General features: G+C 65.5%; 20 protein-coding genes and 1 tRNA gene. 12 read left to right on the top strand and 9 right to left on the bottom strand.

Annotated features, from left to right (window positions below):
- Nucleotides 1–45: 45 nt before the first annotated feature.
- Both ACIPY2_RS09730 and ACIPY2_RS09735 read right to left on the bottom strand, forming a co-directional pair.
- A complete protein-coding gene (locus ACIPY2_RS09730) occupies nucleotides 46–441 on the bottom strand; it encodes a VOC family protein (RefSeq protein WP_400266159.1) in 396 nt (131 codons plus the stop codon).
- 72 nt (nucleotides 442–513) lie between these two features.
- The gene (locus tag ACIPY2_RS09735; protein WP_400266230.1) at nucleotides 514–1,113 is read right to left on the bottom strand and encodes a TetR/AcrR family transcriptional regulator; all 600 of its coding nucleotides are present in this window, start codon (nucleotides 1,111–1,113) and stop codon (nucleotides 514–516) included.
- Between the two features lie 299 nt (nucleotides 1,114–1,412).
- On the opposite strand from ACIPY2_RS09735, the gene ACIPY2_RS09740 reads away from it, so the two are divergent.
- The 10 genes from ACIPY2_RS09740 (at nucleotide 1,413) to sufU (ending at nucleotide 16,171) form a co-directional block, all read left to right on the top strand.
- A tRNA-Gln gene (locus ACIPY2_RS09740) sits at nucleotides 1,413–1,484 on the top strand.
- Nucleotides 1,485–1,606: 122 nt separating this feature from the next.
- Nucleotides 1,607–3,112: a bifunctional UDP-N-acetylglucosamine diphosphorylase/glucosamine-1-phosphate N-acetyltransferase GlmU gene (gene glmU / locus ACIPY2_RS09745; protein WP_400266160.1), complete on the top strand. Its 1,506-nt coding sequence runs from the start codon at nucleotides 1,607–1,609 to the stop codon at nucleotides 3,110–3,112.
- Nucleotides 3,109–4,089, top strand: a complete 981-nt coding sequence (locus tag ACIPY2_RS09750; RefSeq protein ID WP_400266161.1) for a ribose-phosphate diphosphokinase — start codon at nucleotides 3,109–3,111, stop codon at nucleotides 4,087–4,089. The genes glmU and ACIPY2_RS09750 overlap by 4 nt, the downstream gene beginning before the upstream one ends.
- A 306-nt stretch (nucleotides 4,090–4,395) precedes the next feature.
- Complete coding sequence (locus tag ACIPY2_RS09755; RefSeq protein ID WP_400266162.1) at nucleotides 4,396–4,986, top strand: 50S ribosomal protein L25/general stress protein Ctc; 591 nt, start codon at nucleotides 4,396–4,398, stop codon at nucleotides 4,984–4,986.
- A 157-nt stretch (nucleotides 4,987–5,143) separates the two neighbouring features.
- Nucleotides 5,144–5,728, top strand: a complete 585-nt coding sequence (gene pth / locus ACIPY2_RS09760; protein ID WP_400266163.1) for an aminoacyl-tRNA hydrolase — start codon at nucleotides 5,144–5,146, stop codon at nucleotides 5,726–5,728.
- 125 nt (nucleotides 5,729–5,853) lie between these two features.
- Nucleotides 5,854–8,598, top strand: coding sequence for a LuxR C-terminal-related transcriptional regulator (locus ACIPY2_RS09765; RefSeq protein ID WP_400266164.1), 2,745 nt, complete (start codon nucleotides 5,854–5,856; stop codon nucleotides 8,596–8,598).
- Nucleotides 8,599–8,639: 41 nt separating this feature from the next.
- Nucleotides 8,640–11,300: an AAA family ATPase gene (locus ACIPY2_RS09770; RefSeq protein WP_400266165.1), complete on the top strand. Its 2,661-nt coding sequence runs from the start codon at nucleotides 8,640–8,642 to the stop codon at nucleotides 11,298–11,300.
- A 485-nt stretch (nucleotides 11,301–11,785) separates the two neighbouring features.
- Nucleotides 11,786–14,269 carry an ATP-binding protein gene (locus ACIPY2_RS09775; protein ID WP_400266166.1) on the top strand — a complete coding sequence of 828 codons (2,484 nt, stop codon included), beginning with the start codon at nucleotides 11,786–11,788 and terminating at the stop codon, nucleotides 14,267–14,269.
- Nucleotides 14,270–14,348: 79 nt separating this feature from the next.
- Nucleotides 14,349–15,674: a cysteine desulfurase gene (locus ACIPY2_RS09780; RefSeq protein WP_400266167.1), complete on the top strand. Its 1,326-nt coding sequence runs from the start codon at nucleotides 14,349–14,351 to the stop codon at nucleotides 15,672–15,674.
- A 44-nt stretch (nucleotides 15,675–15,718) separates the two neighbouring features.
- Nucleotides 15,719–16,171: a Fe-S cluster assembly sulfur transfer protein SufU gene (gene sufU / locus ACIPY2_RS09785; RefSeq protein ID WP_400266168.1), complete on the top strand. Its 453-nt coding sequence runs from the start codon at nucleotides 15,719–15,721 to the stop codon at nucleotides 16,169–16,171.
- Nucleotides 16,172–16,190: 19 nt separating this feature from the next.
- Here the strand turns inward: sufU and nhaA are convergent, their stop codons facing one another.
- From nhaA to ACIPY2_RS09805, 4 genes are all read right to left on the bottom strand, one after another.
- Nucleotides 16,191–17,489: a Na+/H+ antiporter NhaA gene (gene nhaA, locus ACIPY2_RS09790; protein WP_400266169.1), complete on the bottom strand. Its 1,299-nt coding sequence runs from the start codon at nucleotides 17,487–17,489 to the stop codon at nucleotides 16,191–16,193.
- 147 nt (nucleotides 17,490–17,636) lie between these two features.
- Nucleotides 17,637–17,858 (bottom strand): SCO4848 family membrane protein, encoded by a 222-nt coding sequence (locus tag ACIPY2_RS09795; protein ID WP_400266170.1) that lies wholly within the window; start codon nucleotides 17,856–17,858, stop codon nucleotides 17,637–17,639.
- Between the two features lies 1 nt (nucleotide 17,859).
- A complete protein-coding gene (locus ACIPY2_RS09800; protein ID WP_400266171.1) occupies nucleotides 17,860–18,357 on the bottom strand; it encodes a DUF2505 domain-containing protein in 498 nt (165 codons plus the stop codon).
- 50 nt (nucleotides 18,358–18,407) lie between these two features.
- A complete protein-coding gene (locus ACIPY2_RS09805) occupies nucleotides 18,408–19,943 on the bottom strand; it encodes an SDR family oxidoreductase (RefSeq protein WP_400266231.1) in 1,536 nt (511 codons plus the stop codon).
- A 111-nt stretch (nucleotides 19,944–20,054) separates the two neighbouring features.
- On the opposite strand from ACIPY2_RS09805, the gene mfd reads away from it, so the two are divergent.
- Both mfd and ACIPY2_RS09815 read left to right on the top strand, forming a co-directional pair.
- Nucleotides 20,055–23,678: a transcription-repair coupling factor gene (mfd, locus tag ACIPY2_RS09810; RefSeq protein WP_400266172.1), complete on the top strand. Its 3,624-nt coding sequence runs from the start codon at nucleotides 20,055–20,057 to the stop codon at nucleotides 23,676–23,678.
- Between the two features lie 4 nt (nucleotides 23,679–23,682).
- The gene (locus tag ACIPY2_RS09815; protein ID WP_400266173.1) at nucleotides 23,683–24,477 is read left to right on the top strand and encodes a metal-dependent hydrolase; all 795 of its coding nucleotides are present in this window, start codon (nucleotides 23,683–23,685) and stop codon (nucleotides 24,475–24,477) included.
- Nucleotides 24,478–24,535: 58 nt separating this feature from the next.
- Here the strand turns inward: ACIPY2_RS09815 and ACIPY2_RS09820 are convergent, their stop codons facing one another.
- The 3 genes from ACIPY2_RS09820 to ACIPY2_RS09830 form a co-directional block, all read right to left on the bottom strand.
- Nucleotides 24,536–24,757 (bottom strand): hypothetical protein, encoded by a 222-nt coding sequence (locus ACIPY2_RS09820; protein ID WP_400266174.1) that lies wholly within the window; start codon nucleotides 24,755–24,757, stop codon nucleotides 24,536–24,538.
- 51 nt (nucleotides 24,758–24,808) lie between these two features.
- Nucleotides 24,809–25,489 (bottom strand): deoxyribose-phosphate aldolase, encoded by a 681-nt coding sequence (gene deoC, locus ACIPY2_RS09825; protein WP_400266175.1) that lies wholly within the window; start codon nucleotides 25,487–25,489, stop codon nucleotides 24,809–24,811.
- 104 nt (nucleotides 25,490–25,593) lie between these two features.
- Nucleotides 25,594–26,472: an FAD-dependent oxidoreductase gene (locus ACIPY2_RS09830; RefSeq protein ID WP_400266176.1), complete on the bottom strand. Its 879-nt coding sequence runs from the start codon at nucleotides 26,470–26,472 to the stop codon at nucleotides 25,594–25,596.
- Between the last annotated feature and the right edge of the window lie 145 nt (nucleotides 26,473–26,617).

Here is a 26,617-nt window from a genome sequence, read left to right on the forward strand (position 1 = left end):
TCGGGATGCTCGCTCAGATCCCGCGAGGTTCCGGGGTTTCCTCTCTCAATGCTCGTAGCCCACGAGCCAATGGAGACCGTGACGGTCCACGACTTGTCCGTCGCTGGCGCCCCAGGGCTTAGAAGTCAGCGGGTCAACGACTTTGCCGCCGTCGGCAAGCTTGCCGAACCATTCGTGCAGAACGTCCGGCTCGGCTGCCCCCAGCAGCGAAAGCATGAGCCCTTCCGTCCTGACGCTCGTCTCGCCCCCTGCTGCGTCTGCTCCCGCCAATGACACTGGACCGTGGAGGACGCCATGAGCGACGGCGTCTGCCGGGCCGTCCGTCCGGCCGAAGTCCTTGTATGTGTGGAGGGATAGTTCTCCGCCAAAAACTTCCGCATAAAACCCCAAGGCTTCGCGGGCAGTTCCGGGGAAGAGGGCGTAAATCTGCAATGCGGCCATGCCCCGATCCTAGCGGGCGGGGTGGGTTGTGAGAGAGCAAGCGGTGAATGGGGGGTGGGTTGTGAGAGAGGGTCAGCCTTCGGAACGGAGTTCGGGTTCCTTTTGCAGGCCGGTCAGTCCGTTCCAGGCCAAATTCACCAGGTGTGCTGCCACCGCCCGCTTGTCCGGCTCCCGGCTGTCCAGCCACCACTGCCCGGTCATGGCCACCATGCCGACGAGCATCTGGGCGTACATGCCACCGTCGGCAGCGCTGAAGCCGCGGCGGGCGAATTCGTCGGAAAGTAGATGCTCAACGCGGGCAGTAACGTGCGAGAGGAGGGTGGAGAACGCGCCCTCGGGCTGTGAGGGCGGGGCGTCCCGCATGAGGATGCGGAAACCGTCGGTGCGTTCCTCGATGTAGCCAAGGAGGGCCAGTGCTGCCCGCTCCACAAGGACGCGGGGTTTGGCATCTGTACTGAGGGCCTCCGTGATGGAGTCCAGGAGGATCCGGAATTCAGTCTCGACCACTTGCCGGTAAAGGCCCTCCTTGGAGCCGAAGTGCTCGTAGATCACCGGTTTGGAAACGCCTGCAGTGGCAGCGACTTCCTCGATGGTGGTGCCGTCGAGGCCCCGGGAAGCGAACAGGGCCCTGCCGATCCCGATGAGTTGTGCGCGCCGCTGCGGCCCGGTCATCCTGGCCCGGACTGCAGGACCGTTGGGACGCGGCTCCTGTCCATGTCCGGGAGGCCCGGGAACAGCCAACGGCCGGGGAAGTTCAGTGCGCTTGCTCACGTGTCCATCATGCACCAAGCAGCCATGTCCGCCCCGGACAAGCTCCCCGACAGGCGTCTGCGGCGCTTCGGCCGGCCGGTAAACATCGGTCAAGTCGCGAAGCACGCAATGGTCATGGCAAACTAGTTTCTTGTGTGTGCATCCCGGTGATCCGGGAAGGCCTCCGGACCTGCCGTCCGGGGCGCCGACAACATGCACGGTCCGCTCTGGTGTAACGGCAGCACCCCGGCCTTTGGAGCCGTGGAGTATAGGTTCGAATCCTATGGGCGGAACGGTCGGAAATACGCTCCACTCTGTACCTGGAACGGCTTGAGCAGTGCCTGGGTCCATAGCTTGGATGGCAGCATTCCGAAGCCGGATTATCCGGGACATACCGAGCAAGGAGAGCCAGTACGTGAGCCCCGAAACCACCGGTCCCGCAGCAGTCATCGTCCTGGCTGCAGGTGCCGGAACCCGCATGAAGTCCCGGACTCCCAAGATTCTCCACGAAATCGGCGGCCGTTCCATGGTGGGCCACGCTATCCTCGCTGCCCGTTCGCTGAACCCGCAGAAGCTTGCCCTTGTGGTCCGCCACGAACGTGATCGCGTTGCCGAGCACATCTCCACCCAGGACCCCGAAGCACTGATCGTGGACCAGGACGAAATTCCCGGCACGGGGCGTGCAGTCGAAGTGGCGCTGAAGGCGCTCGACGCCGAAGCGGAGCTGAGCGGCACCGTTGTTGTCACCTACGGCGATGTTCCCTTGCTCACCGGAGAACTGCTGCACGAACTGGTTTCCACGCATGAGTCCGAGGGCAACGCCGTCACCGTGCTGACCGCAGTCCTGGACGACGCCACGGGCTACGGCCGCATCCTCCGCGGCGAAGACGGAACCGTTCTGGGTATCCGCGAGCACAAGGACGCCACGGATGAAGAACGCCTCATCCGCGAAATCAACTCCGGAATCTACGCCTTCGACGCCGCGGTCCTCCGCAAGGCACTCGAAAACGTCACCACGGACAACGCCCAGGGCGAGATGTACCTGACAGACGTCCTTGGCCTGGCCCGCGACGCCGGCGGCCGCGTTGCCGCCGTCGTCACCGATGACCGCTGGCAGGTTGAGGGCGCCAACGACCGCATCCAGCTTTCCGCGCTTGGCGCAGAGCACAACCGCCGCATCATCGAGTCCTGGATGCGCGCAGGCGTGACCGTTGTTGATCCGGCCACCACGTGGATCGACTCCACCGTGACCCTCGACGAGGATGTCCGCCTGCTGCCCAACACGCAACTGCACGGCTCCACCACCGTGGCGAGGGACGCCGTCGTCGGACCCGATACCACCCTCACCGACGTGAACGTTGGCGAAGGCGCGAAGGTGACCCGCACGCACGGCTCCGGTTCCACGATCGGTGCCAACGCCAGCGTGGGCCCGTTCACCTACCTCCGCCCCGGCACGGTCCTGGGCGAGACGGGCAAGATCGGCGCCTTCTACGAAACCAAGAATGTGACGATCGGCCGCGGCTCCAAGCTGTCCCACCTGGGCTACGCAGGCGACGCCGAAATCGGCGAAGACACCAACATCGGCTGCGGCAACATCACGGCAAATTACGACGGCGAGAAGAAGCACCGCACGGTGATCGGCTCGGGCGTGCGCACGGGTTCGAACACGGTCTTCGTTGCCCCCGTGACTGTGGGCGACGGTGCCTACAGCGGCGCTGGTGCAGTGATCCGCAAGGACGTCCCCGCGGGCGCCCTCGCGTTGAGCCTTGCCGCCCAGCGGAATGCCGAGGGCTGGGTCCTGGCCAACCGTGAAGGCTCCATTTCCGCACGGCACGCCGAGGCGGCCCTGGAACCGCGGCTCGCAGCCGCCCCCACATCCTCACAATCCCCGGCAACCACAGAAGAGGGCAAACAGGCATGAGCGAAATTACCGCACACGGCGAGAAGAAACTGGTTCTCGCCGCCGGAAGGGCACATCCGGAGCTGGCGCAGGAAATCGCGAAGGAACTCGAAACCGAACTCCTGCCTGTGGATGCCTACGACTTCGCGAACGGCGAGATCTATGTCCGCTCGGCGGAGAGCGTCCGTGGCACCGATGCATTCGTGATCCAGGCGCACCCGGCACCCTTGAACAACTGGCTCATGGAGCAGTTGATCATGATCGACTCCCTCAAGCGTGCGTCTGCCAAGCGCATCACGGTTGTTTCGCCGTTCTACCCGTACTCCCGCCAGGACAAGAAGGGCCGCGGCCGCGAGCCCATCTCCGCCCGCCTTGTGGCAGACCTGTACAAGACCGCCGGCGCGGACCGCATCATGTCCGTGGACCTGCACACCTCCCAGATCCAGGGCTTCTTCGACGGCCCGGTTGACCACCTGATGGCCATCCCGCTGTTGGCGGACTACATCCGGACCAAGGTGGAGGCCGACAACATCACTGTTGTTTCCCCGGACACGGGACGCGTGCGCGTCGCAGAGCAGTGGGCCGAGCGCCTCGGCGGTGCCCCGCTGGCATTCGTGCACAAGAGCCGCGACCTGACGGTACCCAACCAGGCCGTCTCCAAGACCGTGGTTGGCCAGGTCGAGGGCCGCACCTGCGTGCTGATCGACGACATGATCGACACCGGCGGAACCATCTCCGGCGCCGTCCAGGTGTTGAAGAACGCAGGTGCCAAGGACGTCATCATCGCCTGCACGCACGCCGTCTTCTCCGACCCCGCCGCCCAGCGCCTGGCCGATTCCGGCGCCCGGGAAGTGGTTGTCACCAACACCCTGCCCATCCCGGCGGAGAAGCGCTTCCCGCAGCTCACGGTGCTGTCCATCGCGCCGCTGATTGCGCGCGCCATCCGTGAGGTGTTCGACGACGGTTCGGTCACCAGCCTGTTCGACGGCAAGGCCTAGTCGAAGCCCGGTCCGGGCTGCCTGATCAGGAACGGACCATCCACCGCTTGAGGGCGATGGGTGGTCCGTTTTCGGTTTCCGGCTGCACCGCTGGTAAACTTTCGGGGATACCTTGGCGAGGGAGAGCACTTCGGCCTGCTTGCAGGCAGCGTGTCTCCGTCATCGACTGGGTCTGTAACCTCCTTCGACGAAGGCGGGCCGGCGTTCAAGCCCGGGCCCGCGGGCGTGGAAGGTCACTCCAGACCTCCGCCCTTGCTGATCATCCAACCGCCACCCCGGCGGTACACCAGTAATCAAGGAGTACACATGTCTGAGCAGAAGCTCGCAGCAGAACTGCGCACCGAATTCGGCAAGGGCTACGCCCGTCGCGCCCGCGTTGCCGGCCGCATCCCGGCCGTCATCTACGGCCACGGCGCAGAGCCCATCCACGTAACCCTCCCGGGCCGCGAGACCACCCTGGCAGTCCGCGTTGCCAACGCCCTGCTGAACCTGGACATCAACGGTGAAGCACACCTGACGATCGTCAAGGACATCCAGCGCAACGCCATCAAGCAGACCATCGAGCACATGGACCTCCTGACCGTCCGCCAGGGCGAGAAGGTTTCCGTTGACGTGCCCGTCCACGTTGTTGGCGAAGTTGCACCGGGCGCCGTTGCGAACCAGGAGTCCGTCACCCTCTCCGTCGAGGCCGAGGCAACCCACCTCCCCACCGCCCTCGAGGTTGACATCGAAGGCCGCGAGGCCGGCGCGCACGTCCACGCTTCCGACGTCGTTCTTCCCAAGGGCGTCAGCCTGCTGACCGAAGCCGACACCCTGGTGGTTAACATCTCCGAGGCCGTTGCTGCCGAGGCTGAAGAGGGTACCGAAGGCGAAGAGGCTGCCGAAGCAGCCGAGTAGTCAGTGACTGCCTGAGGCCTTCAGCCTTTTCGTAAAGTGGCCGGGTCCCCGCGGGGTCCCGGCCACTTTACTTTGCCTGCGGCCTTCGCCTGCGTGGCGCCCCTTTCGCTGAGCGGGCCGGCCGCGCCGACCCGACGAGATTCCCTAGGATGGAACAATGACTGACACCTGGCTGATTGTTGGCCTCGGCAACCCTGGCAGCGAGTACAGCGGCAATCGCCACAATGTGGGGCAGATGGTGCTCGATGAGCTGGCTGCGCGCATGGGCGGAAAGTTCAAGGCCCATAAGTCGCGCGCCCAGGTGGTCGAAGGGCGTCTGGGAATCGGCGGCCCCCGCGTGGTCCTCGCCAAACCGATGACCTACATGAACGTCTCCGGTGGCCCGGTGGCTGCCTTGACCAAGTTCTTCGACATCGCCGCAGACCACGTCATTGCCGTCCATGACGAGATCGACATCCCCTTCAATACCATCAAGTTGAAGATCGGCGGCGGCGAAGGCGGCCACAACGGGCTCCGCGATATTTCCAAGGCCTTGGGAACCAAGGACTACCTGCGGGTCCGGGTTGGAGTCGGAAGGCCCCCGGGACGGATGGACACCGCCGATTACGTCCTCCGCGACTTCGGCACAAGCGAAAAAAGGGAGTTGCCCCTGCTCCTGGACGAGGCGGCCGACGCCGTCGAGCTCCTGATAAGCCAGGGATTGCTCGTCGCCCAACAGAAACACCACCCCGCCAGACCTTGAGCAAATCTTGAGGAAAGCCTGATCAAAGCCTTACGGTCCTGGCGACCCCAAGCCCTACAAAGTGTCGGCGCCCGGCGGTAGTGTGCATGGTACGCAGGGTACGCGGTTGGGGACTGTAGCGAGGGATGCGGGTGTCGGCGGAATTGCTCAACAGGAACGGGGGAGGCGCAGCAAGGGCTGCGGCTCCCGATCTTGTTGGCGGTCCTTCCGACCGGCAGACCTGGTCCCTCCTGGCCCGCAGCCACGATCTCGCCAGGGCCAACAAACACCTTGAATCCCAGGACTCCTACGGTGTGGTGCTGACCGGAGTGCGGGGCATCGGCAAGTCGGGGCTGGCGCGGGCCGTGGTGTCCTCACTCGGCCCCAAAGTCCATAGCCTGCAGCTCCGCAACACCGTTGCCAACGGGCAGACCCCTTACGGGTGCCTGGGCTTCCTCCTTGCACGGCTCCCGTCCGAAGCCGTCAGTTCACCGACCGGAATACTCCATGCGATCACCTCGCTCATCCGCGCGGAGGCGGCCGGGAGGCAGACGGTCTTCATCGTGGACAACGCCGGCGGAATGGACCCCATGAGCACCGGGGTGCTCCTCAACCTCATGGCAACAGGGACCGCCAAAGTCATCGCCACCGTCCAGCGTGCCAGTGACCTGCCCGAGGATTTCCACCGGTTGGTCCTGGAGGAGCAACTCCGCGAAGTCCACCTGAACAGCCTGACGGAGGAACAGACCAGGCAGGTCCTCGGGTCCGTCCTGGGCCACTATGTCTCTTCGACGCTGGTTGGCTCCCTGCACGCCGCCGTGGGCGGAAACCCGATGCTCCTGCACTCGTTGTTGGATGAGCAGCGGCACTCCGGAAACCTGGTGCTCAACGACTCCGTCTGGACCCTGAGGGACCGCATCAAGCTTGAGGGCGCCACGGTAGTGGAGGACTTTGTCCGTTCCAGGCTGGCGCGCGAACCGCAGGCCAACCGGACCGTCGTCGAAATCCTTGCCTGCGCACAGCGCGCTACCCTCATGGACCTGGCAGCGATCTTCAGCACCGAGGTGTTGGTGGAGATGGAGGAATCCGGGCTGCTCGCCGTTGACCGGTGCGGTGAGCATTGGGTCTCCCTCCGCGATCCCTACCTTGGCGAGGTTGTCCGGGGCTGGCTAAGCACCAGGCGGCGCCGGGAGTTGCGGCTCATGCTGTTTGGGCCAAAGGAACCGGAACTGAGCCGGCTGGCTCCCCAGGACCTGTTGAGCTACGCCGCCTGGATGCACGCCTGCGAAGACGAACCGGCTCCCTCTCCCGCGCATGCACTGGCCGCGGCCGGCGCCGCCCTTGACGACTACGATCCCAACTTCGCCATCCAGTGCACTCTCTCCCTTGACCCTAAGGACCACGAGTGGGTTGCCGGCCAGCGCCTCAAGGCCGCGGCCTACCTCATGCTGGATCTCCCGCTGCACGCAGCCCAGGCCTTGGACGAGGTGTCCGAAGCCCGCCTCGCTTCCCAGGGGCCTGTGGAGTTTGCCGGGATCACTGCGGCAAAGTGCCAGGCGATGACCTGGATCGATGGTCGTTCAGGGATGGTGCCCGGGGTCATTGCCGAGGCCAGCCAGACGCTGGACGCTTTGGAAGCGGTTGGCAAGCAACCGGAGGCGGATCTCCTACGTGCGCGGAACCGCCTCACTCTCTGCAATTACGAGTACCAAATCTACATGGGCGAGTATGCGGACATCATCGACGCGCTGGAAGCCGAGCTGGATAAGGACAGGGACGTCGACCCGGAGCACTGGCTGATGTCCGGCTTCTTCCTGGTGGAGGCACGGTGCATGCTGGGCCGCGAACTTGAGGCACAGCAACTGGCCCGCGTCATGTCCAAGCACTTGCGGGAGGTCGGCAGCCCGGGGCCATTGGAAGAAGCGTTCGCCCGCCACGTCTTCCCGGTGCTGTTGTTGTCCGGCCAGTGGCGGAAGTGCATCGAACTTATGCGCCGGGCTCCTTCCAAGCCTTCCCGGCTTCAGTACAGGGGCGCCATTACGGAGCTGGGCATTGGCATGGCCTACGCCTACGCGGGCAAGCCGTCGAGCGCCATTGAGCCGCTTCGCTCGGCCGCCGCCCAGCTGGAACTCCGGCCGGCAATGAACCTCGTCAAGGTGGCTTACGCAGCTACCGCCTTCGCTTACGCCCAGCTGGGAAACTCACTCGAGGCCGGACGCTACCTGGACCTTTTCCGGACATGCCGTGGAACGGGAACCTACTTCTCCGAGTCCGTCGCCGGCTTTTGCGCAGAAATGGCCGGGCGGTGGATGGGAGACCCGGAGGTCAAGCAGCGGCTTCTGGCGAGGGTCCACCAGGATGTGGCCAAGCAGCGGTTCACGACGGCGGGCATCTGCCTTTTCGGCGCCACGGTGGAGGGCACCGATGCCGAATACCGTTTGCTGGAGGAGATCGCCGGCAACCGGCAGGGCCCGCTGGCGAAGATCTCCGGTGACCTCGCCCGGGGGTCCTTGAACCGCAGCTCCCGGTCCCTCCTTGCCGCAGCTGATGCCGCTGCTGCCCTCGACCTGTTGGTGGTTGAGGCCCGATGCGTTGCCATGGCTTTGGATTTTGCCCGCGACTCCGGTGAGACCACCACCGCCAGGACGGCACAGCTCCGGCTCGAACGACTCGAACAATCGGTATCGGCCCTGCCGATCCAACCTCGCAGTGACGCGCCGGTATTGACCGAGCGTGAACGGCAAATTGCCAAACTTGCTGGAAAGGGTGTCAGCAACCGTGAAATCGCAATGGATATTGGGGTGTCTGTGCGGACAGTGGAAGGTCACCTCTACCAAGTATTTACCAAGCTTGGCGTATCGTCGCGGGGCGAGCTCAATGGTCTCCTCTGAGCTGCCGGTCCCCGCGTCCCTCCTTTCGGTGAGCGCCGCCCATGCAGGCTGAACACCTGGTTGGCCGTGAAGCCGAATTGGAGCTGGCCACGGAAATATTGAGGCAGGAAGGGGCAGGGGCCGTCCTCCTGCTCGCGGATCCCGGAATCGGGAAGACCGCCATGGCCGCGGAGATCGCTGCCCGGCTCGCCGGTGAGATGGTGGTGATGCGCGTCCACGGAAGTCCGGCCCTGTCCGCGGTCCCCTTCGGCGTGCTGGCGCCATACTTGCTGGACCTCCCGGTGGAACAAGCGACGTCTCCGGTAGCGATCCTGCGGGAATTCTGGTCACAATTCGAGAAGCGCCGCGGGAACGCCGGCGCCAGACTCCTGCTGGTGGTGGATGACGCCCACGACCTCGACGAGGGAAGCACCCAGATCCTGGCCGAGCTCGTGACGGCGGGATGGGCCAGGCTCGTGGCCACGGGCAGGCCCCGGCCCGGGCTTCCCGCGGCCCTGCTGCAGCTCTGGTATGACGGCCTGGCCGAGCGCCTGGAGCTGCACCCACTGGACAAAGAGACCGTTACTGAGCTCGTGGAGAAAACCCTGGGTGGCACGGTCATGGCCAGCACGGCGGATGTCTTCCACACGGTCTCCGAGGGCAACCCGTTGTTGCTCCGTTCGCTGCTGGAGGATGCCAAGGCCGAGGGGAACCTGGTCCGCCGGAACGGCGTGTGGTTCCTTACCCGTGCGTTGACGGGGCGGGGCGAGGGACTGGCCGAGGTGGTCCGCAACAAGGTGCTGAGGACCAGCGAAGCCGAACGGGAGGCGATGTTTGTCATTGCCTTGTCCGAACCCGTCCCTGCCGCCGTCCTAGACTCCATGGTTGGCAGGGACACCGTCCGGGCTTTGATGGACAGTCGCCTGGTTCTCTCAACCAACGGAGCCGGAAGCCCCCTGAAGATGTGGCACCCGATGTATGGCGAAGCCCTGCGCCAGATCGTTTCGCCCGCCCGGAGCCTGCAGATCAGGCAGCGGATGGTCCAACACCTGCTCACTGCTCCCGCCACGGCTGAGGGCCTGCTCCGGATGGTGAGCTGGGCACTGGACTGTGGCGCCGACGTCGACGATGAACAGCTGCTGGAAGCAGCGTTCCTGGCGGCCAAGCTGCTGCAGAATCCGCTGGCGATGGCCGCAGCCTCGGAAGTGCGCTCGGAGGCGTTGCGGCCCAGGGCAAGGGCGGTGATGGCCATGGTCAACTACAACGACGGCGACTATCACAGCACGGTCCGGTTGCTCGAGGAGGAAGCCGGGTTCCTGGACGCGGATCCCTCCGGGCCGTTGGGGGCCGGGCTTCTCTGGGCAGCGGCGCGCTCCGCCGTAGGTGACAGCTCGGAAGACATCGTTGCCGACGCCCGTGCCGCCGCTGATGCGCTTGCCGAACGTCGGGCCGACGACGGCGTGATGGTCCAGCAGATCCGGCGCCACGCAGTGGCCCTGGAACTTGCGGCGTTGGCGCACGACGGGCGTTATGCCGAGCTCAGGGAGGGGCTGGACTCTTTCGAAGCCGGGCTGGCGGCGGACCAACCCGACTACGTCATGAACCAGCTTTTCCTCCTGGCCATGAGGTGCGAGCTCCTGATGGTGGAGGGCCAACCAGTCCAAGCGGTGGACAAAGGCCGGGACGCAATGGTGCTGCTCGACGAACACAAGGACGACCTCCTCTACTTCAGCGATTTCATCCTGGTCCGCTTCGCCCTGGCCGCCGTGGAATCGGGGGAGTGGGCCGCAGCGGAGAACGCCTTGAACCGCTACGCTGCCAGTTCGGCCATGGGACTCATAACCTTCGGCGGAGATATCCAAACCCTCAAGGGGTTGTCCCTCTTGCGACAGGGCCGGCTTGAACAAGCCGGCCTGGTCCTTACGCCGGCCGTGGAGGCGCTCAAGGTGAAGGACCCGCAACGGCTCCGTGGCCTTGGCACAGCCTTGGCGTTCTACGCAGCTGCCAGGGCCAACAACACCGCGCTTGCGCGTCGATTGGAGACGGAGCTGGGTGGGGCAGCGCCCGGCGGCGCCTACGTTGAGGCACTGGCCGAGCTGTTCACCTTGGCCGGCAAGGAACACCTGGACAAAGGATCATCGCTGGAGACGTTGCGTCTTCTCCCGGAAACCGCGGCACTGCATCGCCTGCCCGGCGTCCTGCTGCAAAACCTGGTGCTCCGCGCCGAACTCGGTGATGCGGAGGCAGCACTGGCCATCCAGGAGACTGCCTCCGCGATGGGCGGTTCGTGGGCCCACGGCTGGGAGTCCCTGGCCAGCGCCCAAGTGGGCGGTGCAGGGGACGGCTTCGTCAACGCAGGCAACCTCCTGGCCGCCGCAGGCATGCCCGGCCCCGCGGCCGTGGCTTTCGACCGGGCAGCCAATGCCTTCGATGCCGAGGGCAAGCGCCCCGAAGCCCGGCAGGCCGCAGTACTCCGCGATGTCAGCGAGGCGAACCTTGGTGACGCCCTGGTCCATGATCCGCACACGGAAACCGATCGATCCGTACCGCTTACCCGCAGGGAGCAGGACATTGTGGCCTTGGCGGTCTCGGGCCTGACGGACAGGCAGATCGCGGAGAAGCTCATGGTGTCCGTGCGCACGGTGGAGGGGCACCTGTATCGGAGCTACGCAAAGCTGGGAATCCGTCGCCGGGAAGATCTGGGAGCGGCTGTCCGCAGTTGACGCGGAGGCTTCCTGACTGCGGCCCTCCTGAGTACCGTTCGAGCAGCAAAAACACCACTTGGCAGCAGCCCGGCACGGGATTTGGCCATTCAATGGAGTAACGCCTGCCCTGGTCGTTTCCGCCCCAAGTAGTGCCCTCGCCGGAGACTGAGTACAAGGGAGTACCGGCACCAAAAAACGCTGTGGGTAATCGAGTACCAACTACTGGTGTTCAGCTTTCCGCCAGACGGTTAACTGTTTCTTGGAAGGACGGTTAGCCCCAAGCATCGCCGGAATTCCAACCAGCAACACCCGCATCGGTGGTCTCGTTGAGCCGATGCTCCGGCCGCCGCATGGCGGTCCGGCCCTGGACGAAGCCGGCGGCGACAGAGTCTTCTGAGACCGAGACTCTCCCCCCAGCCGTCGCCGGCTTCTAGGCCAGGGATCCGCACCTCGCGGGAAACCCACCCCTCCCGGACCAAGGGACTGCTGCAATTGGAGTGCGCATGCTGCCGGACCCCTGGCTGGACGAAGACACCGTCACAGTCGGGCTGAGGCCACCGGCGTTCCCGGACCGGAAGCATCTCCTGGAGCTCATCCTGAAGGCCGTACCCTCGCCGTCCACCAATGGTCTGGTGGTGGTAGGGGACAGGGGGTCCGGAAAGAGCCATTTGCTGCTCTCCATCCAGGCGGGACTACCCGACTCAATGGACGTCCGGATGTTCGCGGGGAGGCCCGAACTCGAAGACACCCGGTTCGGCGCCCTGGGTACGGACCCGGAAGCGGACAGCGAACATCGCGGCCTGCCCGGGATGCCCGGCCTGCAGGTTTTGCGGGCGCTCACCCGAACCCTTGGCCCGGCAGACTACCTCTACACGCCGCCCTCCGGACGCCGCCGACCCAAGCGGCATGCGACGGCGGTCCGCCGGCCCCCGCTGGTGCTGCTCGTGGATGACATCCATTACGTCGACCCCGCCTCCCTTGCCGTCCTGCTGCAGCTGATTCCCGGCTTTGGCGCCACCCTTGTGGCAACAGCGGACAGCAGGAAGCCATTGCCGCAGGACCTTTACCAGTTGTGGGAGGACGGCTTCCTGGAGCAGTACCTTCTGCCGCCCTTCACCCTCCACGAGGCACACATCCTGTGCGAAGAGCTGTTGCAGGGGAAAGTCCAGCGGCGGGTCAGCAGCCTCCTTGCCGTGATGAGCGGGTTCAATGCAGGCCTCCTTTGCCTGGCCGTGGAGGATGCCAGGCGCGCGGGACTGTTGGTGGAGCGCGACGGCTTCTGGACGTTCGATGTGCGGGCCCGCTGCGACTGGCCCGCAGTGGTTGAGCATGTGGGGGCCGAGCACGCCCACCACCCGGACGATGTCCGGGAAGCCCTCGAGCTCATCGCCTTGTCCGAGCCCTTGGCCTTGGACATCGTGGAGCGCCGTTTTGGCCAACGTGCCGTCGAACAGCTCCTTGCCGCCCACCACATCAGGCTCCTGCCCGGCAGCCCTCCCACGGTTCGGACGAGTTCCTGGCTGCGCGGCGAGGCGACCCGCTTGGCGGTCCCGGGCTCCCGCAGCACAGCCTTGAGGCTCGGCATTGACGGGCCCGCGCTGACCCGGGAATCGGCGCCGGCGATGCTCCGGTGGATGACGTGGACCCTCGACAGCGGTTTGCCCCTTTCAAATGAAGTGACGCTTTCCGATGAATTGATCCTGTCCGCGGCTGCCGCGGCCGACCGGCCATCCACGGCTGACCTGGCCCTGCGTGCGGCTGCGGCGGTTAAAGACGCCGGGCACCTGCACGAGGCGAAACTGCTCAGGGCGAGGGCGCTCATCGCGGAAGGGCAATTGAAAGAGGCTGCTCCCGAGCTTCGGGAGTTGACCGTTGCCGCGGCGCAGCCGGACGTGCGGGCAGAGGCCGCCCACCGGCTCATGGCCTTGAGCCTGATAGGCGTTGTTCCGGAGGACGTTGCAGTGCAGGGGCCGGGACCCGGATTGCTGCGCTCGGCGAGAGAGCCGGCGGCCAGGATCACGCGGCATGTCCGGTCCGCCGAGCGCCTTCTGTTGGCAGGAGCCGCGCCGCGGGCCTTGGAAGAGACTTCGTCCGCGATCGCCGCCGTCAGTGCGGACCCTGCGCTGGAGATGTTCAGGCCCGCGGTACTGCTGCGGCACGTGGTGTGCCTGCGAGCGAACCTGGCTTGGGGACAACTGGAAGCCCTCCTGAATTGTCCCGGGGACTACGCCCTACCTCCTCATCTTGCGTCCTGCCTGGAAGTGGCTCGCGGGTACGTCGAGTTGAGCCAGGGACTTCCGCAGGCTGCGCGCCTGACTCTTGGGCCTGCATTGGCGGGCCTGCACGACGCCGGGCTTCCGCCGGTTTTGGCGCTCGCAGCGGCGATGTTGGCCTATTGTGAGGCGATGGCAGGCAACGCCGCCGAGGCCGGAGCCAGGATTGCCCAAAGCCGCTCAGCCGTTCGGAACAGCGGACCGGAGTCCGGGTTGCTGGCAGAGCTTAGTGCCCTCTTCGTCGCGGCCGCGCAGGACCTGGCCGCGCAGGACTTAGGCGAGGAAGATGGCCACGTCTTCGCCCTCGCGGAGGAATTTCACGCCGCGGACAATCTTTTCCTCGAAGCCGAGGCCGTCTCCCTCCTGACCCTCAACGCCAGCGGGACCGCCGTCGAGGATCTTGTACTCCAACGACGCTTGGCGGAGCTGGGTGAGATGGTCGAGGGTCCCGCGGGAGAGTCCTTGCGGACGTTTGCGCTGGCCCTCCTGGACCATGATCCCAAGACGCTCGAGTCGGCGGGCCGGAGCCTTTCCGTGAACCGTCAGTTTGCCCATGCAGCGGTTTGCTACGCCCGGGCCGCCAACGGTTATGAGGCCAGGACGCGCAGCGCAGCCAGCCGGCGCGCTTCGGTCATGATGGAGAGGCTGCGGAAGGCCTTCGAGAGCGGGGTTGTGCCGCCCCTTGGCTGGTTGCCGGGAGCCGCGGGGCGCTGACGTGCCGGATGCCACATCTACGCCTGGCCTGCAGCGTGGGATAATTGAATGTCCCTGAAGGCTTTCCAAGGAGCGCCCCTTGACCGTCGTATCAACTCCCGCCTCGCTGCAGCAGTCCGTGCAAGCCATGGACAACGCCGAGGTCTTGCGGATCCGGAACGACTTCCCCGTACTGGCCCAACAGGTCAACGGCAAGCCGCTCATCTATCTTGATTCCGGTGCCACGTCCCAGAATCCGCTGAGCGTGATCGAGGCGGAACAGGAATTCTACGAGCAGCGCAACGCAGCCGTTCACCGTGGAGCGCACCATCTTGCAGTGGAGGCCACGGAAGCCTTCGAAGATGCCCGCCAGACGGTCGCCGATTTCGTGGGAGCGCAGTACGAGGAAACCGTGTGGACCTCGAACGCCACGGAGGGTCTCAACCTGGTCAGCTACGCCTTGTCCAACGCCGCCCTGTGGGCCGCGCAGGGCAGGGGTACCGCGGCCTTGAAGGAACTGGCCATCGGCCCCGGGGACGAGATCGTGGTCACCGAAATGGAGCACCACGCCAACCTCATTCCGTGGCAGGAACTCGCGTTCCGGACCGGAGCCACCCTGAAGTACATCCCCATAACCGACGACGGTTCGCTGCGGCTGGACGCTGCCGCGGAGATCGTGGGGGAGCGGACCCGCCTGCTGGCGTTCACGCATGCGTCGAACGTCCTGGGCACCATCAACCCGGTCCGGGAACTCGTAGCCCTGGCCCGCCGTGTGGGTGCGCTGGTTGTGCTCGATGCCTGCCAGTCCGTGCCCCACATGCCCATCGACGTAAAGGCGCTGGACGTTGATTTCGCGGTGTTCTCGGGCCACAAGATGCTCGCTCCCACCGGCGTTGGCGTGCTGTATGGGAAGCAGGAACTCCTGGATGTCCTCCCGCCCTTCCTGACCGGCGGTTCCATGATCACCACGGTCACCATGGAGCGCGCCGAGTACCTGCCGGCCCCGCAACGCTTTGAGGCGGGCACGCAGCGGATTTCACAGGCGGTCGCGTTGGCCACTGCCGTGAACTACCTGTCCGAGACCGGGATCGACCGCATCCACGCATGGGAGGCCACGCTCGGCCAGCGGCTGGTGAAGGGCCTGGAAAGCATTGACGGCATCCGGGTGGTTGGTCCAGCAGCAGGCTCGGAACGTATTGGCCTGGCGGCGTTCGACGTCGCCGGGGTGCACGCACACGACGTCGGGCAGTTCCTTGACGATCGCGGAATCGCCGTACGCGTGGGCCACCACTGCGCCCAGCCGCTCCATCGCCGCCTCGGCCTCACCGCCACCACCCGTGCGAGCACCTACCTGTACAACACCACGGACGATGTCGACGCCTTCCTCGACGCCGTCTCCGGAGTGCGGGCCTACTTCCAGGCCTGACACGGCAACGCCCACCAAACTTCCACGAACAGGCAAGCATCACCATGAGTCTCGACCAGTTGTACCAGCAGATCATCCTGGACCATTCCAAGCAGCGCCACGGCAGCGGCCTGGCGGATACGGCTGCGCCTGCGGGTGCAGCCACCGGCCAGTCCCACCAACTCAACCCGGTGTGTGGAGATGAAGTGACCCTGCGCCTGGCCGTCACCGATGGAACCGTGAAGCAGGTGAGCTGGGACGGCGCCGGATGTTCCATCTCCATGGCCTCGGCATCTGTCTTGAGCGAGATGGCGGAGGGCATGTCCGTGGCGGAACTGCATTCGGTGATCGACAACTTCAGGGAAGTCCTGCGTTCCCGCGGGAAGGTCGCGGCCGATCCCGAGATCCTTGGGGATGCTGCAGCTTTCGAGGGCGTGGCCCGCTATGCCGCACGGGTCAAGTGCGCCATGATTTCCTGGGTCGCCGCCGAGGACGCCCTCAACCAAGCCACGGCCTGACCCCGGGCTAAGCCGTCGGCTAGCCGCGGGCGAAGACGTCAGGTACGCCGTCGCCGTCGTCGTCCCGTTCTTCTTCAGCCGCCACCTGCCGGTACCGCCGGTTGCGGGCCCTCAGCACGACGGCGGCAAGCACCGCCGAGGTCAGGGAACCGGCGAGGATGGCCACCTTGGCGTGGTCGTTGTGGGCCGAGCCCGCGCCGAAGCTGAGTTCGCCGATGAGCAGTGAGACGGTGAACCCGATCCCGGCCAGGAGCGCCAGGCCGAAGAGGTCGATCCACGCGATGCTGGAGTCCAGGCTGGCGCGCGTTGTCCTGGTGACCAGGAACGTGGTCCCGAAGACGCCCGCTGCCTTGCCCGCCACCAGCGCTGCCATAACGCCCAAGGCAACGGGATCGCTGAGTGCCGCCGCCATGCCGTCGACGCCGCCCAGGACAACCCCCGCGGAGAAGAACGCAAAGACGGGTACCGCGAATCCGGCCGAGAAGGGCCGGAGCCGGTGCTCGAAGTGTTCCGCGAGCCCCTCGGCGGGTTCGCCTTTCCTGCCGCTGGCAAAGACCGGCACGGCAAAGCCCAGGAGCACTCCCGCCACGGTGGCGTGGATGCCCGAGGCATGGACCAAAGCCCACGTGGCCAGGGCCAGGGGGAGCAGCAGGTACCAACTCCGGACGCGCTTCTGGACGAGGAGCGTGAAGAGGCCCAGCGGAACCAATGCCGCGAGCAGCAGGAGTGGCTGGAGTCCGGTGGAGTAGAAGAAGGCAATGATGCCGATCGCGATGAGATCGTCCACCACGGCGAGCGTCAGGAGGAAGGTCCGGAGTGCGGCGGGAAGATGCGTGTTGATGACGGCGAGCACCGCCAGGGCGAAGGCGATGTCCGTGGCTGTGGGGATGGCCCAGCCCTTGAGGGTTTCCTGGGCGGAACCGAGGTTGAAGAGGACGTAGATCAAAGCGGGGACAAGCACGCCGCCGAAAGCGGCGGCAACCGGGACCGCTGCTTTGGAGGGCTTGCGGAGTTCCCCGGCGACGAACTCGCGTTTGAGTTCGAGGCCCGCGAGGAAGAAGAAGACCGCCAGGAGTCCGTCGGAAGCCCAGTGGCCCAGGCTGAGCTCAAGGTGCCAGGGTTCGTAACCGAGCTTGAGGTCGCGCAATGCGAAGTAGCCGTCTGCTGCGGGGGAGTTGGCCCACACCAGGGCAATAACGGTGGCTCCCAGCAGCAGGGCTCCGCCAACAGTTTCCGTGCGCAGGATGGCCAGGATGCGGCGGTACTCAGGATAGCTGGACCGGGTGAAAATTTTGCTGGTGGATGGCGGGTTGGCCACGGGGCTCCTTGGCTGGTTCGGGGTATCACAATGACTCCGCCGACCAGACTTCCCGGCACACCAGCTTCAATCTTACCCAACTGGGGGACAGTCAATGCTCCAATGAGGGCTCATTAGTGCGTTTACTGTCCCCCAGTTGGGTGGAACTTACGCGAGGAGGCCTGCGACGCCGATTATCGCCGTCGCCAGTCCCAGCACCATGGAGATGGTCACCAGGACCACGTGCACAGTGAGGAACTTGGTGGCCGTACCCGCGGCGTCACGGGCACGGGGGTCCTTCATGACGCGCTTGAGGAACTGCGGCCAAACTACCAGGGACCACACGCCGGCAACGATCAGGACGACCGCCAGGATGGCAGGAAGCTCCACGCTAGTGGCTTTCGAGCCAGGCCTGGGCCTGCTGGGACTGGATGTTCAGGGCCTTGCCGACCATCGGCTCAGCGGCGTCGGCGATCTTGCCGCCGAGGAACGGAACAGAGGAGGTGACGTTCCCTTCGAGCTCGATGCGGGTGCTGCCACCCTCGGCCACCAGGCGCTGGACTGCCGCGACATCGAGCGGAGCACCGGCTACCTTCAAGGCGATCTTGCTGGAACGCGAACCGTCAGCCGCGGGGGCTTCCCACTGCTCGGTCTGGGTGACCGTCAGGCTCTCGCCAACGAACTTGCGGGCGATGTCCGGCAGGCGCGTCGTAGGCAGCGTGCGGACAGTGGTGGTGCTGAAGGCACCGGCGGGGTCACCGTCGATCGTGAACGATTCCAGGGAGCCGCCCACCAGTTCACTCGTGTGGCGCAGGAAGTCTTCGTCGACGAAGACGGCAGCTACGCGGTCAACGCTGTGCGGCAGGGTGGTGGATGCACTCAGGGCCATGGGTCCTCCGTGGATGTGGTGGTGTTGAAGCTCTTTTAGCTCCCAACATCCTACGGGGTGTCTCCGGGCACTCCCCAACCCGGCTGCACGGCCGCCTCCTCGGAACCGGCTTCCTGCAACGCCGTGGCCGCCGCCGAGATGTTCCGTGCCATCGACGGAAAAATGAAGCCATGGAAGGGGTACACGCCCAGCCAGTACAGCCTTCCGGCCAATCCACGCGGGAAGAAAACGGCACGCTGCCTGTACAGGCTCCCGCTGCCGTCGGGCTCCACCGCCAACTCGAGCCAGGCGCGGCCCGGCGCCCGCATCTCCGCCCGCAGGCGCAGCAAGTGGCCGCGTTCAATGGCCTCGACCCGCCACCAATCCACTACTTCGCCGCTGCCCAGGGTCTTGGGATGGCGGCGTCCGCGGAGGAGGCCCGCGCCGCCCTGCAGCTTGTCCAGCCAGCCTCGCACCCGCCAGGCCAAGGGCAGCGAATACCAGCCGTTCTTGCCGCCGATCCCCTCAATGATGGTCCACACGTGTTCGGGCCGGGCAGGACTGTGGAAGGTCCGGGTGTCCGTGTAGACCTTGTAGCCTGCCCAGTCGGGATCGCTCGGCAGGGGATCGGCATCGACGCCTGCGTTGGCCCACGTAGTCTCCACTTGGCCGTCGCGCTCCTTGCCCAGCGCCAAGGCGACGGCGCGGCGGTACGGCGTCAGGCCGCCGTCGGGCTGGGGGATGTAATGGTCGACGTCGTGCTCCCGCGACACGGCGTCGTGCTGCAGCGACTGAACCAAGGGGAAGGACATGGACAGCGGAATGGGAGTGACCAGGGCAACCCACAGCCCGGCGAGCTTTGGAGCCGGGACGGGCAAGGCGATGACAAGGCGTCTGGGAAGGCCGCGCTCCAGGGCGTACTCGTTCATCATGTCCTTGTACTTCAAGACATCCCGCGAGCCGATATCGAACGAGCGGTTGAGCTTGTCCGGAAGCGTTGCCGCGGCCACGAGGTAGTGCAGCACATCCCGGACGGCGATCGCCTCGATCCGGTTGTTGACCCAGCTCGGGGCTGGCATGACGGGCAGGGTGTCGGCCAGATGCCGGATCATTTCGAACGAGGCCGAGCCCGAACCGATCACCACGCCGGCCTGGAACACCACGGAGTCCACACCCGACTCAAGGAATATCCGGCCCACCTTTTCCCGGGACCGCATGTGCGTGGAGAGCAGCGCGTTGTCCGGATGGAGGCCGCCGAGGTACACGACCCTGTCCACACCCGCCTTGGCCGCCGCCGAGGCAACGAGGCGGGCCATGGCCTCTTCCTTGGCTTCGAAGCCGCTGCCCGAAGCCATGGAGTGCACCAGGTAGTACAGCACGTCCACGCCCTCGAACGCCTTCGCGGCGCTGTCCCCGTTGTCCAGCGAGTCCTGGATGATTTCCACTTGCTCGTGCCAGGGAACGTCCTTGATTTTTTGGCGTGAACGGACCAGCACTTTGACCCGGTGTCCCGCTTCGAGGAGCCGCGGGACCAGGCGCCCGCCAATATAGCCGGTGGCACCCGTGACCAGGACTGTCCGGGACTGCTGGGGATCGTAAGGCTGCAAGGGGAACTCCTGGGGCTGGAGGGAGGGGTAGGCTGGAATCAACCCGGCATTCTTTTGAATTTCCGGGCATTTGTGTTGCCTGCCCTTGGACCCACCCTAGGAGTTTCAGCCATGAGCCTCAACGGCCTGCGCCGCGCACTCGCGGAAGACAAGACTTTTGCGCGTGTCCGTACCGAGGCCGGGCGGCCGTTCGAGTCCCGCAACGCGGATTACCGGATCAGCGCGCCCAACGGCATGCGTTCGGTTCTGCTCGCCGAGATGGCCGATGCCTTGGCCGCGGAGGATTCCGCAGCACCGGTGGTCCTCGCCGTCACAGCCACAGGGCGCGAGGCCGAGGACCTGACCGCCGCGCTCGCTTCCTACCTTCCTGCCGAGTCCGTGGCCACCTTCCCGAGCTGGGAGACCCTCCCGCACGAGCGGCTTTCGCCGCGCTCGGACACAGTGGGGCGCCGGCTCTCGGTGCTGCGCCGGCTGGCCCACCCCGAAAGTTCGACGGCGGCCCCGTTGCGCGTGGTGGTTGCCCCGGTCCGCGCCGTGGTCCAGCCCATCGTGGCCGGCTTGGGCGACCTCGTCCCGGTCACCTTGAAAGTAGGCCAGGAACGCTCCTTCACCGAAGTGGTCCGTGCCCTTTCCGACGCTGCCTATGCCCGCGTGGACATGGTCACGCACCGCGGTGAATTCGCCGTGCGCGGCGGCATCCTGGACGTCTTTCCGCCCACCGAGGACCACCCGATCCGCGTGGAGTTCTTCGGCGACGAAATAGACCAGATGCGCTGGTTCGCCGTGGCCGACCAGCGCTCGCTGTCCGCCCCCGGCATCCACCACCCCACGGAACTGCATGCCCCGCCTTGCCGCGAAATCCTGATCACCCCTTCCGTCATGTCCCGCGCGGCAAAGCTGAAAGCGGACATGCCCGCAGCGGCTGACATGCTGGAGAAGATCGCCGGCGGCATAGCCGTTGAAGGCATGGAATCCCTCGCTCCGGTCCTGGTGGATGCCATGGTTCCGTTCGTGGACCAGCTCCCGGCCGGTTCCATCACCGTGGTGATCGAACCGGAAAAGGTCCGCACCCGCGCGCACGACCTCGCGGCTACCAACGAAGAGTTCCTGGAAGCGGCTTGGTCAACAGCGTCCGACGGCGGTGCCGCGCCGCTCGATCTGCTGTCTCGGGCGTCCACGGACCTGCATGCGGCCAGTTTCCGTTCCCTCACGGACACCCGCTCCGCCGCACTGGAACACGGTGTCTCCTGGTGGTCCATCACCTCGCTCGCCTCCGATGAGGAATTGGTCCTGGATATCGATGTCCTGAACCTGCACGCCCGCGAGCCCCGCGGCTACCAGGGCGACGTCGCTGAAATGCTCGACTTCATCGGCTCGCGCGTCCGCGACCAGTGGCGCGTCGTGGTGGTGACGGATGGGCCCGGGCCGGCGCAGCGTTTGGCCGAGTTGTTCCACGATGCCGACATCCCTTGCAGCCGCGTCGACTCCCTGGACAAGGAGCCGCAGCCCGGCCTCATCGAGGTGACCTGTGCCGCCGTCGGACGCGGTTTTGTGCTGGACGGGCTCAAACTGGGCCTCCTCACCGAAGCCGACCTGCTGGGGCGCGCTTCGGCCAGTTCCACCAAGGACATGCGGCGCATGCCGTCCAAGCGGCGCAATGCCGTTGACCCGCTGCAACTGCACGCCGGGGACTTCGTGGTCCATGAACAGCACGGCATCGGGAAGTTCGTGGAGTTGATCCAACGCAAGGTGGCCGGAACGTCGGCCTCGGATTCGGGACTGCGTGAGTACCTGGTCCTGGAGTATGCGCCGTCAAAGCGTGGTGCTCCGGGGGACCGCCTGTTCGTACCTACGGACCAGTTGGACCAAGTGACCCGGTACGTGGGCGGCGACACTCCGGCCTTGAGCAAGATGGGTGGTGCCGACTGGGCCAGCACCAAGTCCAAGGCCCGCAAGGCCGTCAAGGAAATCGCGGGCGAACTCATCCGCCTGTACTCGGCCCGCATGGCTTCCCGCGGGCACGCCTTCGCCCCGGATACCCCGTGGCAGCGCGAGCTTGAGGAGGCCTTCCCGTACGTGGAGACCCCGGACCAGCTGACCACCATCAACGAGGTCAAGGCGGACATGGAGCGGGAGATCCCCATGGACCGTTTGGTCTCCGGCGACGTTGGCTACGGCAAGACCGAGATCGCCGTGCGTGCCGCGTTCAAGGCGGTCCAGGACGGGAAGCAGGTGGCGGTGCTGGTGCCCACCACTTTGCTGGCCCAGCAGCACTACGAGACGTTCACCGAGCGCTTCTCAGGCTTCCCCTTGCGGGTCAAGCCGCTGTCCCGGTTCCAGACCTCGAAAGAGGCCAAGGAAACCGCGGAAGGTGTCAAGAACGGCTCCGTGGACGTCGTCATCGGAACGCACCGGTTGTTGTCCAAGGACTTCGAGTTCAAGGACCTCGGCTTGGTGATCGTCGATGAAGAGCAGCGGTTCGGCGTGGAGCACAAGGAAGCGCTCAAGAAGATGCGCACCAACGTGGACGTGCTGGCCATGAGTGCCACCCCGATCCCGCGAACCCTGGAAATGTCGCTGACGGGTATCCGGGAAACCTCCACCCTGGCCACACCGCCGGAAGAACGCCACCCGGTGCTCACGTACGTCGGCCCCTACACGGACAAGCAGACCTCGGCAGCAATCCGCCGCGAACTGATGCGCGAAGGCCAGGTGTTCTTCGTTCACAACCGTGTCTCGTCCATTGAGCGCGTTGCGGCGCAGATCCGGGAACTGGTTCCTGAGGCCCGCGTGGAAGTTGCGCACGGGCAAATGTCCGAGAGCCGCTTGGAGAAGATCATCGTGGACTTCTGGGAAAAGCGCTTCGACGTCCTGGTGTGCACCACCATCATCGAGACCGGCCTGGACATCTCAAATGCCAACACCCTGATTGTGGACGGCGCGGACAAGTACGGCCTCTCGCAGCTCCACCAGCTCCGTGGACGCGTGGGCCGTGGACGCGAACGGGCCTACGCGTACTTCCTGTACCCCTCGGAAAAGCCGCTGGGCGAGGTGGCGTTGGAGCGGCTCAAGGCCGTTGCCGCGCACAACGAGCTCGGTGCCGGCATGCAGTTGGCCATGAAGGACCTCGAGATCCGTGGTGCGGGTAACCTGCTCGGAGGCGAACAGTCCGGCCACATCCAGGGCGTGGGCTTCGACCTCTACATCCGGCTGGTGGGCGAAGCTGTGGCCGAGTATCGAGGCGAGGCCGAGGAGAAGGCCGCCGAGATGAAGATCGAGCTACCCGTCAACGCGCACTTGCCGCATGACTACGTGCCCGGTGAACGGCTCCGCCTTGAGGCATACCGCAAGTTGGCCGCGGCTGTGACCAATGAAGCCATTGACGAGGTCCTTGCCGAACTCGTGGACCGGTACGGCGAGCCGCCGCTGCCCGTGCAGAACCTGATTGCCGTGGCCCGCTTCCGGGTGGGCGCCCGGGAAGCAGGCCTGTCCGACGTCGCCCTCCAAGGCAACTTCATCCGCTTCTCGCCGGCGCAACTGCCCGAATCCAAGACCATGCGCCTGAACCGCATGTACCCGGGTTCGCAGGTCAAGCCTGCCTTGGACGCGGTGCTGATCCCGAAGCCGAAGACCGCCCGAATCGGAGGCCGGGACCTGCAGGACGCCGAGATCCTCCAGTGGGCCAACAACGTGATCGAAGCGATCTTCACCGACGTACCAGTGAAGGCCGGCTAAGCGAATGATGGGAGGACACCACGCCGCGTCGGGAGCCGCGGCGTGGATAGCTATTGCCTCGACCGGCCCCTACGCGTTGGGTTGGTACCCGCTTGACTCCACCGGCATCCTGATCGGCGCCATGGCGACGGCGGGAACGGCACTCGTGTGCGACTGGGACCACCGGCACAGCACCATCGCCAACTCGCTGCCGCCGCTCTCCAACGCCATCGCAGTGGGGATCGAGAAGGCCAGCGGTGGGCACCGGCAGGGGACGCATTCGCTGCTGGGAGCCTCGGCGTTCGTGGTCCTGGCTGCGATGGCCGCGCAGTTCCAGATGGTCACGCCCGTAGGAAAGCTGTCCGTCGGCGCCGGGCTGCTGTGCATGTTCATGATCAACCTCGCGGCCAAAGCACTCAACCTGTTTCCCAAGTCCGGCTGGATCACCAACTGGCTTTTCGCGCTGGTGATGGCCGGGCTCGTGACGTGGTTCGCGCCCGCGCAGTGGGGCTGGTTGCCGCTGTCCATGCTGACCGGCGTCGCAGTCCACATCGTGGGCGACATGATCACCGTGGGCGGCGTGCCGCTGCTGTGGCCGATCGTCATCAAGCCGCCCAAGTTCCTGCGTAAATCGGCCATCAGCGGTGTCTGGCGGCCCAACGGCGCTTTCTCGCTGCCGCTGCTTGGCCGCGCAGGTTCACGGCGTGAATGGCTGGTGCTGATCCCGGTGAGCGGCTACGCGATGGTGGGTATGGGAACCGCTGCGTGGGCACTCGCGCAGCAGCACTGGCCTGCGGTGCTGGCCGCGCTGGCGCTGTAAACACGCGTTAAATCACGAAAGGGCCACCCGCAGGTGGCCCTTTCGTGTTTGCTAAGACTTAGTTCTCGCCGGCCGAATCGGAGCGGCCGAGGATGGTCTGCGGAATCCAGAACGCCAGGGCGAAGAGGCCCAGGCAAACGGCCATCGGCCACGGGTTGTCCAGCGTCAGGAAGGACAGGGAGTAGATGGCTCCGAGGAACAGGACGATCATCACAACGAACAGCACGATGCTCGTACCCAGGTTGTTCTCGTTTTCAATCGGGGCAGTGTTCTTGGACAATTCATTCCTCCTCGGCCCCGCAGGGCTCAAATCCGTGGCAGCGCGGAAGCCTCAGTAATCGGATGAACCCTGTTCACCCTTGACGATGGCAATTCCGGAGCTCGCTCCGATACGTGTTGCACCAGCAGCAATCATAGCCTGTGCATCGGCGAGGGACCGCACTCCGCCCGAGGCCTTGACCCCAAGGTCGGGGCCCACGGCCTTGCGCATCAAGGCAACGTCCTCCACTGTGGCGCCGCCGCCGTTGAAGCCCGTGGACGTCTTCACGAAGTCCGCTCCGGCTTCAACAGCTGCTTCGCAGGCAATGACTTTCTGTTCGTCCGTCAGCAGGGCCGTTTCAATGATGACCTTCAGGACCGCCTCACCCGCGTGGACGGTTTCCGCGACGGCGGTGATGTCCTCCACCAGCGCGCCGCGATCGTTGGCGCGGGCAGCGGCGATGTTGATCACCATGTCGATCTCGTCAGCACCATCCAGCACCGCTCCGCGTGCCTCGAAGGACTTGACGTCGCTCGGCGTTGCACCGAGCGGGAAACCGACCACCGCGCAGGTCAGTACACCCGAACCTTTGAGGGCATTCTTGACGGTCTTGACCCAAATCGGGTTGACGCAGACGGACTTGAATTTGTACTCGGCGGCCTCTGCGCACACTTTGAGGACGTCAGCTTCGCTGGCCTCCGGCTTCAACAGGGTGTGGTCGATGTAGCTCGCGATGCCGGCTTCGATGCTCATGGGATCCTTCCGTGCCGGGCGTGGCCGGCCCGGTGGCCGCAGGGTTGTCACTGCCCGTCAAAGGACCATCTTGCCACACCCGCCACGGGTGCCAGGGGAACCGTTCAGGCGGCCGCCCGGGCCCCATCCACCCCGCCGAACACACTGATGCGGGCACCGGAAAGCAGCCCGGAGGCGCACAGCATCGCCGAGGCTTCCGCCGAGAGCAGCAGTCCCAGGCGCAGCCCGTCACAGGACGCTGCGTCACCGATCGCCCAGATACCCGGCACGGAAGTGGCGAGGTCGCGCCCCACGGCGATGCCGCCGTCGTGAGCCAGTTCCAGGCCCGCGCTTGCGGCCAGATCCGTGCGGGCGGTGCGCTCTTCAGCCAGGACAACAAGGTCGCCGTTCATGCTGCTGCCGTCCTCGAACAGGATGCCCGTTGCCGGTAGCGGGGACCCGGCTTGTGAAGGAACGACGGCGGCCGGCCGCAGTGTTGTGCGGACGGGACGGACACCCCGTGCGCGCAGGACAGCCTCGGCCTGGCCGGCGGCCGGCCCGGTTCCAACGAGGATGCCCAGGGGTCGCCGGCCCACCACCCGGCTGATGTCCTTCACTGCCTCGCCGATCGCGTCGGCGTCGTCGATCGTGGAGTAGTTCAATCCGCAGTAGGCGCCGGTGACCGGCGGCAGCGCGGGAGCCGAACCAGTGGCGATGACCAATTGATCGTAGGGAAAGTCCATGCCGTCCACAGTGGTGACAACCTTGGCTGCGGGGTCGATGTAGCTGGCAGCCTGGCCGAAACGGACCGAAACCTGGGGTAGTTCGGCGAGTTCCAGCAGCGACTCGGGGCATTCGTCACGGTTGCTGAGCACCGTGATGGTGCCCGCAAAGGCCGGCTGTCCCTGGGGCCGGGGACCCGTCTTGCCTGCAAGCCTCCGCACCAAAGCCTGGGCGGCCGGACCTGCGCCTGCAATGACGATGTGGAGGGAGGGTGAGGACATGATGGTCCCTTTCGCTGATGACCTGTTTGGTGCTTGTGGGATCAGCCTAGGCAACCGGTTTTTCAAGGGTGTTTCCCGGCTGTTGCCATATTCGGACGTTTTGTAGCGCGACGTTTACCGGCCGGTAATAACGTAGGTCACATTC

Origin of the sequence: Paenarthrobacter sp. NPDC089675 (assembly GCF_044749185.1) — a bacterium.
Taxonomy (GTDB): domain Bacteria; phylum Actinomycetota; class Actinomycetes; order Actinomycetales; family Micrococcaceae; genus Arthrobacter.

Coding starts and splice junctions, on each gene's coding strand:
- ACIPY2_RS09815 (WP_400266173.1), top strand. CDS start 23,683: ATGATGGGAGGACACCACGCCGCGTCGGGAGCCGCGGCGTGGATAGCT.
- deoC (WP_400266175.1), bottom strand. CDS start 25,489: ATGAGCATCGAAGCCGGCATCGCGAGCTACATCGACCACACCCTGTTG.
- sufU (WP_400266168.1), top strand. CDS start 15,719: ATGAGTCTCGACCAGTTGTACCAGCAGATCATCCTGGACCATTCCAAG.
- ACIPY2_RS09830 (WP_400266176.1), bottom strand. CDS start 26,472: ATGTCCTCACCCTCCCTCCACATCGTCATTGCAGGCGCAGGTCCGGCC.
- ACIPY2_RS09775 (WP_400266166.1), top strand. CDS start 11,786: ATGCTGCCGGACCCCTGGCTGGACGAAGACACCGTCACAGTCGGGCTG.
- ACIPY2_RS09730 (WP_400266159.1), bottom strand. CDS start 441: ATGGCCGCATTGCAGATTTACGCCCTCTTCCCCGGAACTGCCCGCGAA.
- ACIPY2_RS09765 (WP_400266164.1), top strand. CDS start 5,854: ATGCGGGTGTCGGCGGAATTGCTCAACAGGAACGGGGGAGGCGCAGCA.
- ACIPY2_RS09735 (WP_400266230.1), bottom strand. CDS start 1,113: ATGACCGGGCCGCAGCGGCGCGCACAACTCATCGGGATCGGCAGGGCC.
- mfd (WP_400266172.1), top strand. CDS start 20,055: ATGAGCCTCAACGGCCTGCGCCGCGCACTCGCGGAAGACAAGACTTTT.
- ACIPY2_RS09750 (WP_400266161.1), top strand. CDS start 3,109: ATGAGCGAAATTACCGCACACGGCGAGAAGAAACTGGTTCTCGCCGCC.
- ACIPY2_RS09800 (WP_400266171.1), bottom strand. CDS start 18,357: ATGGCCCTGAGTGCATCCACCACCCTGCCGCACAGCGTTGACCGCGTA.
- ACIPY2_RS09755 (WP_400266162.1), top strand. CDS start 4,396: ATGTCTGAGCAGAAGCTCGCAGCAGAACTGCGCACCGAATTCGGCAAG.
- ACIPY2_RS09770 (WP_400266165.1), top strand. CDS start 8,640: ATGCAGGCTGAACACCTGGTTGGCCGTGAAGCCGAATTGGAGCTGGCC.
- pth (WP_400266163.1), top strand. CDS start 5,144: ATGACTGACACCTGGCTGATTGTTGGCCTCGGCAACCCTGGCAGCGAG.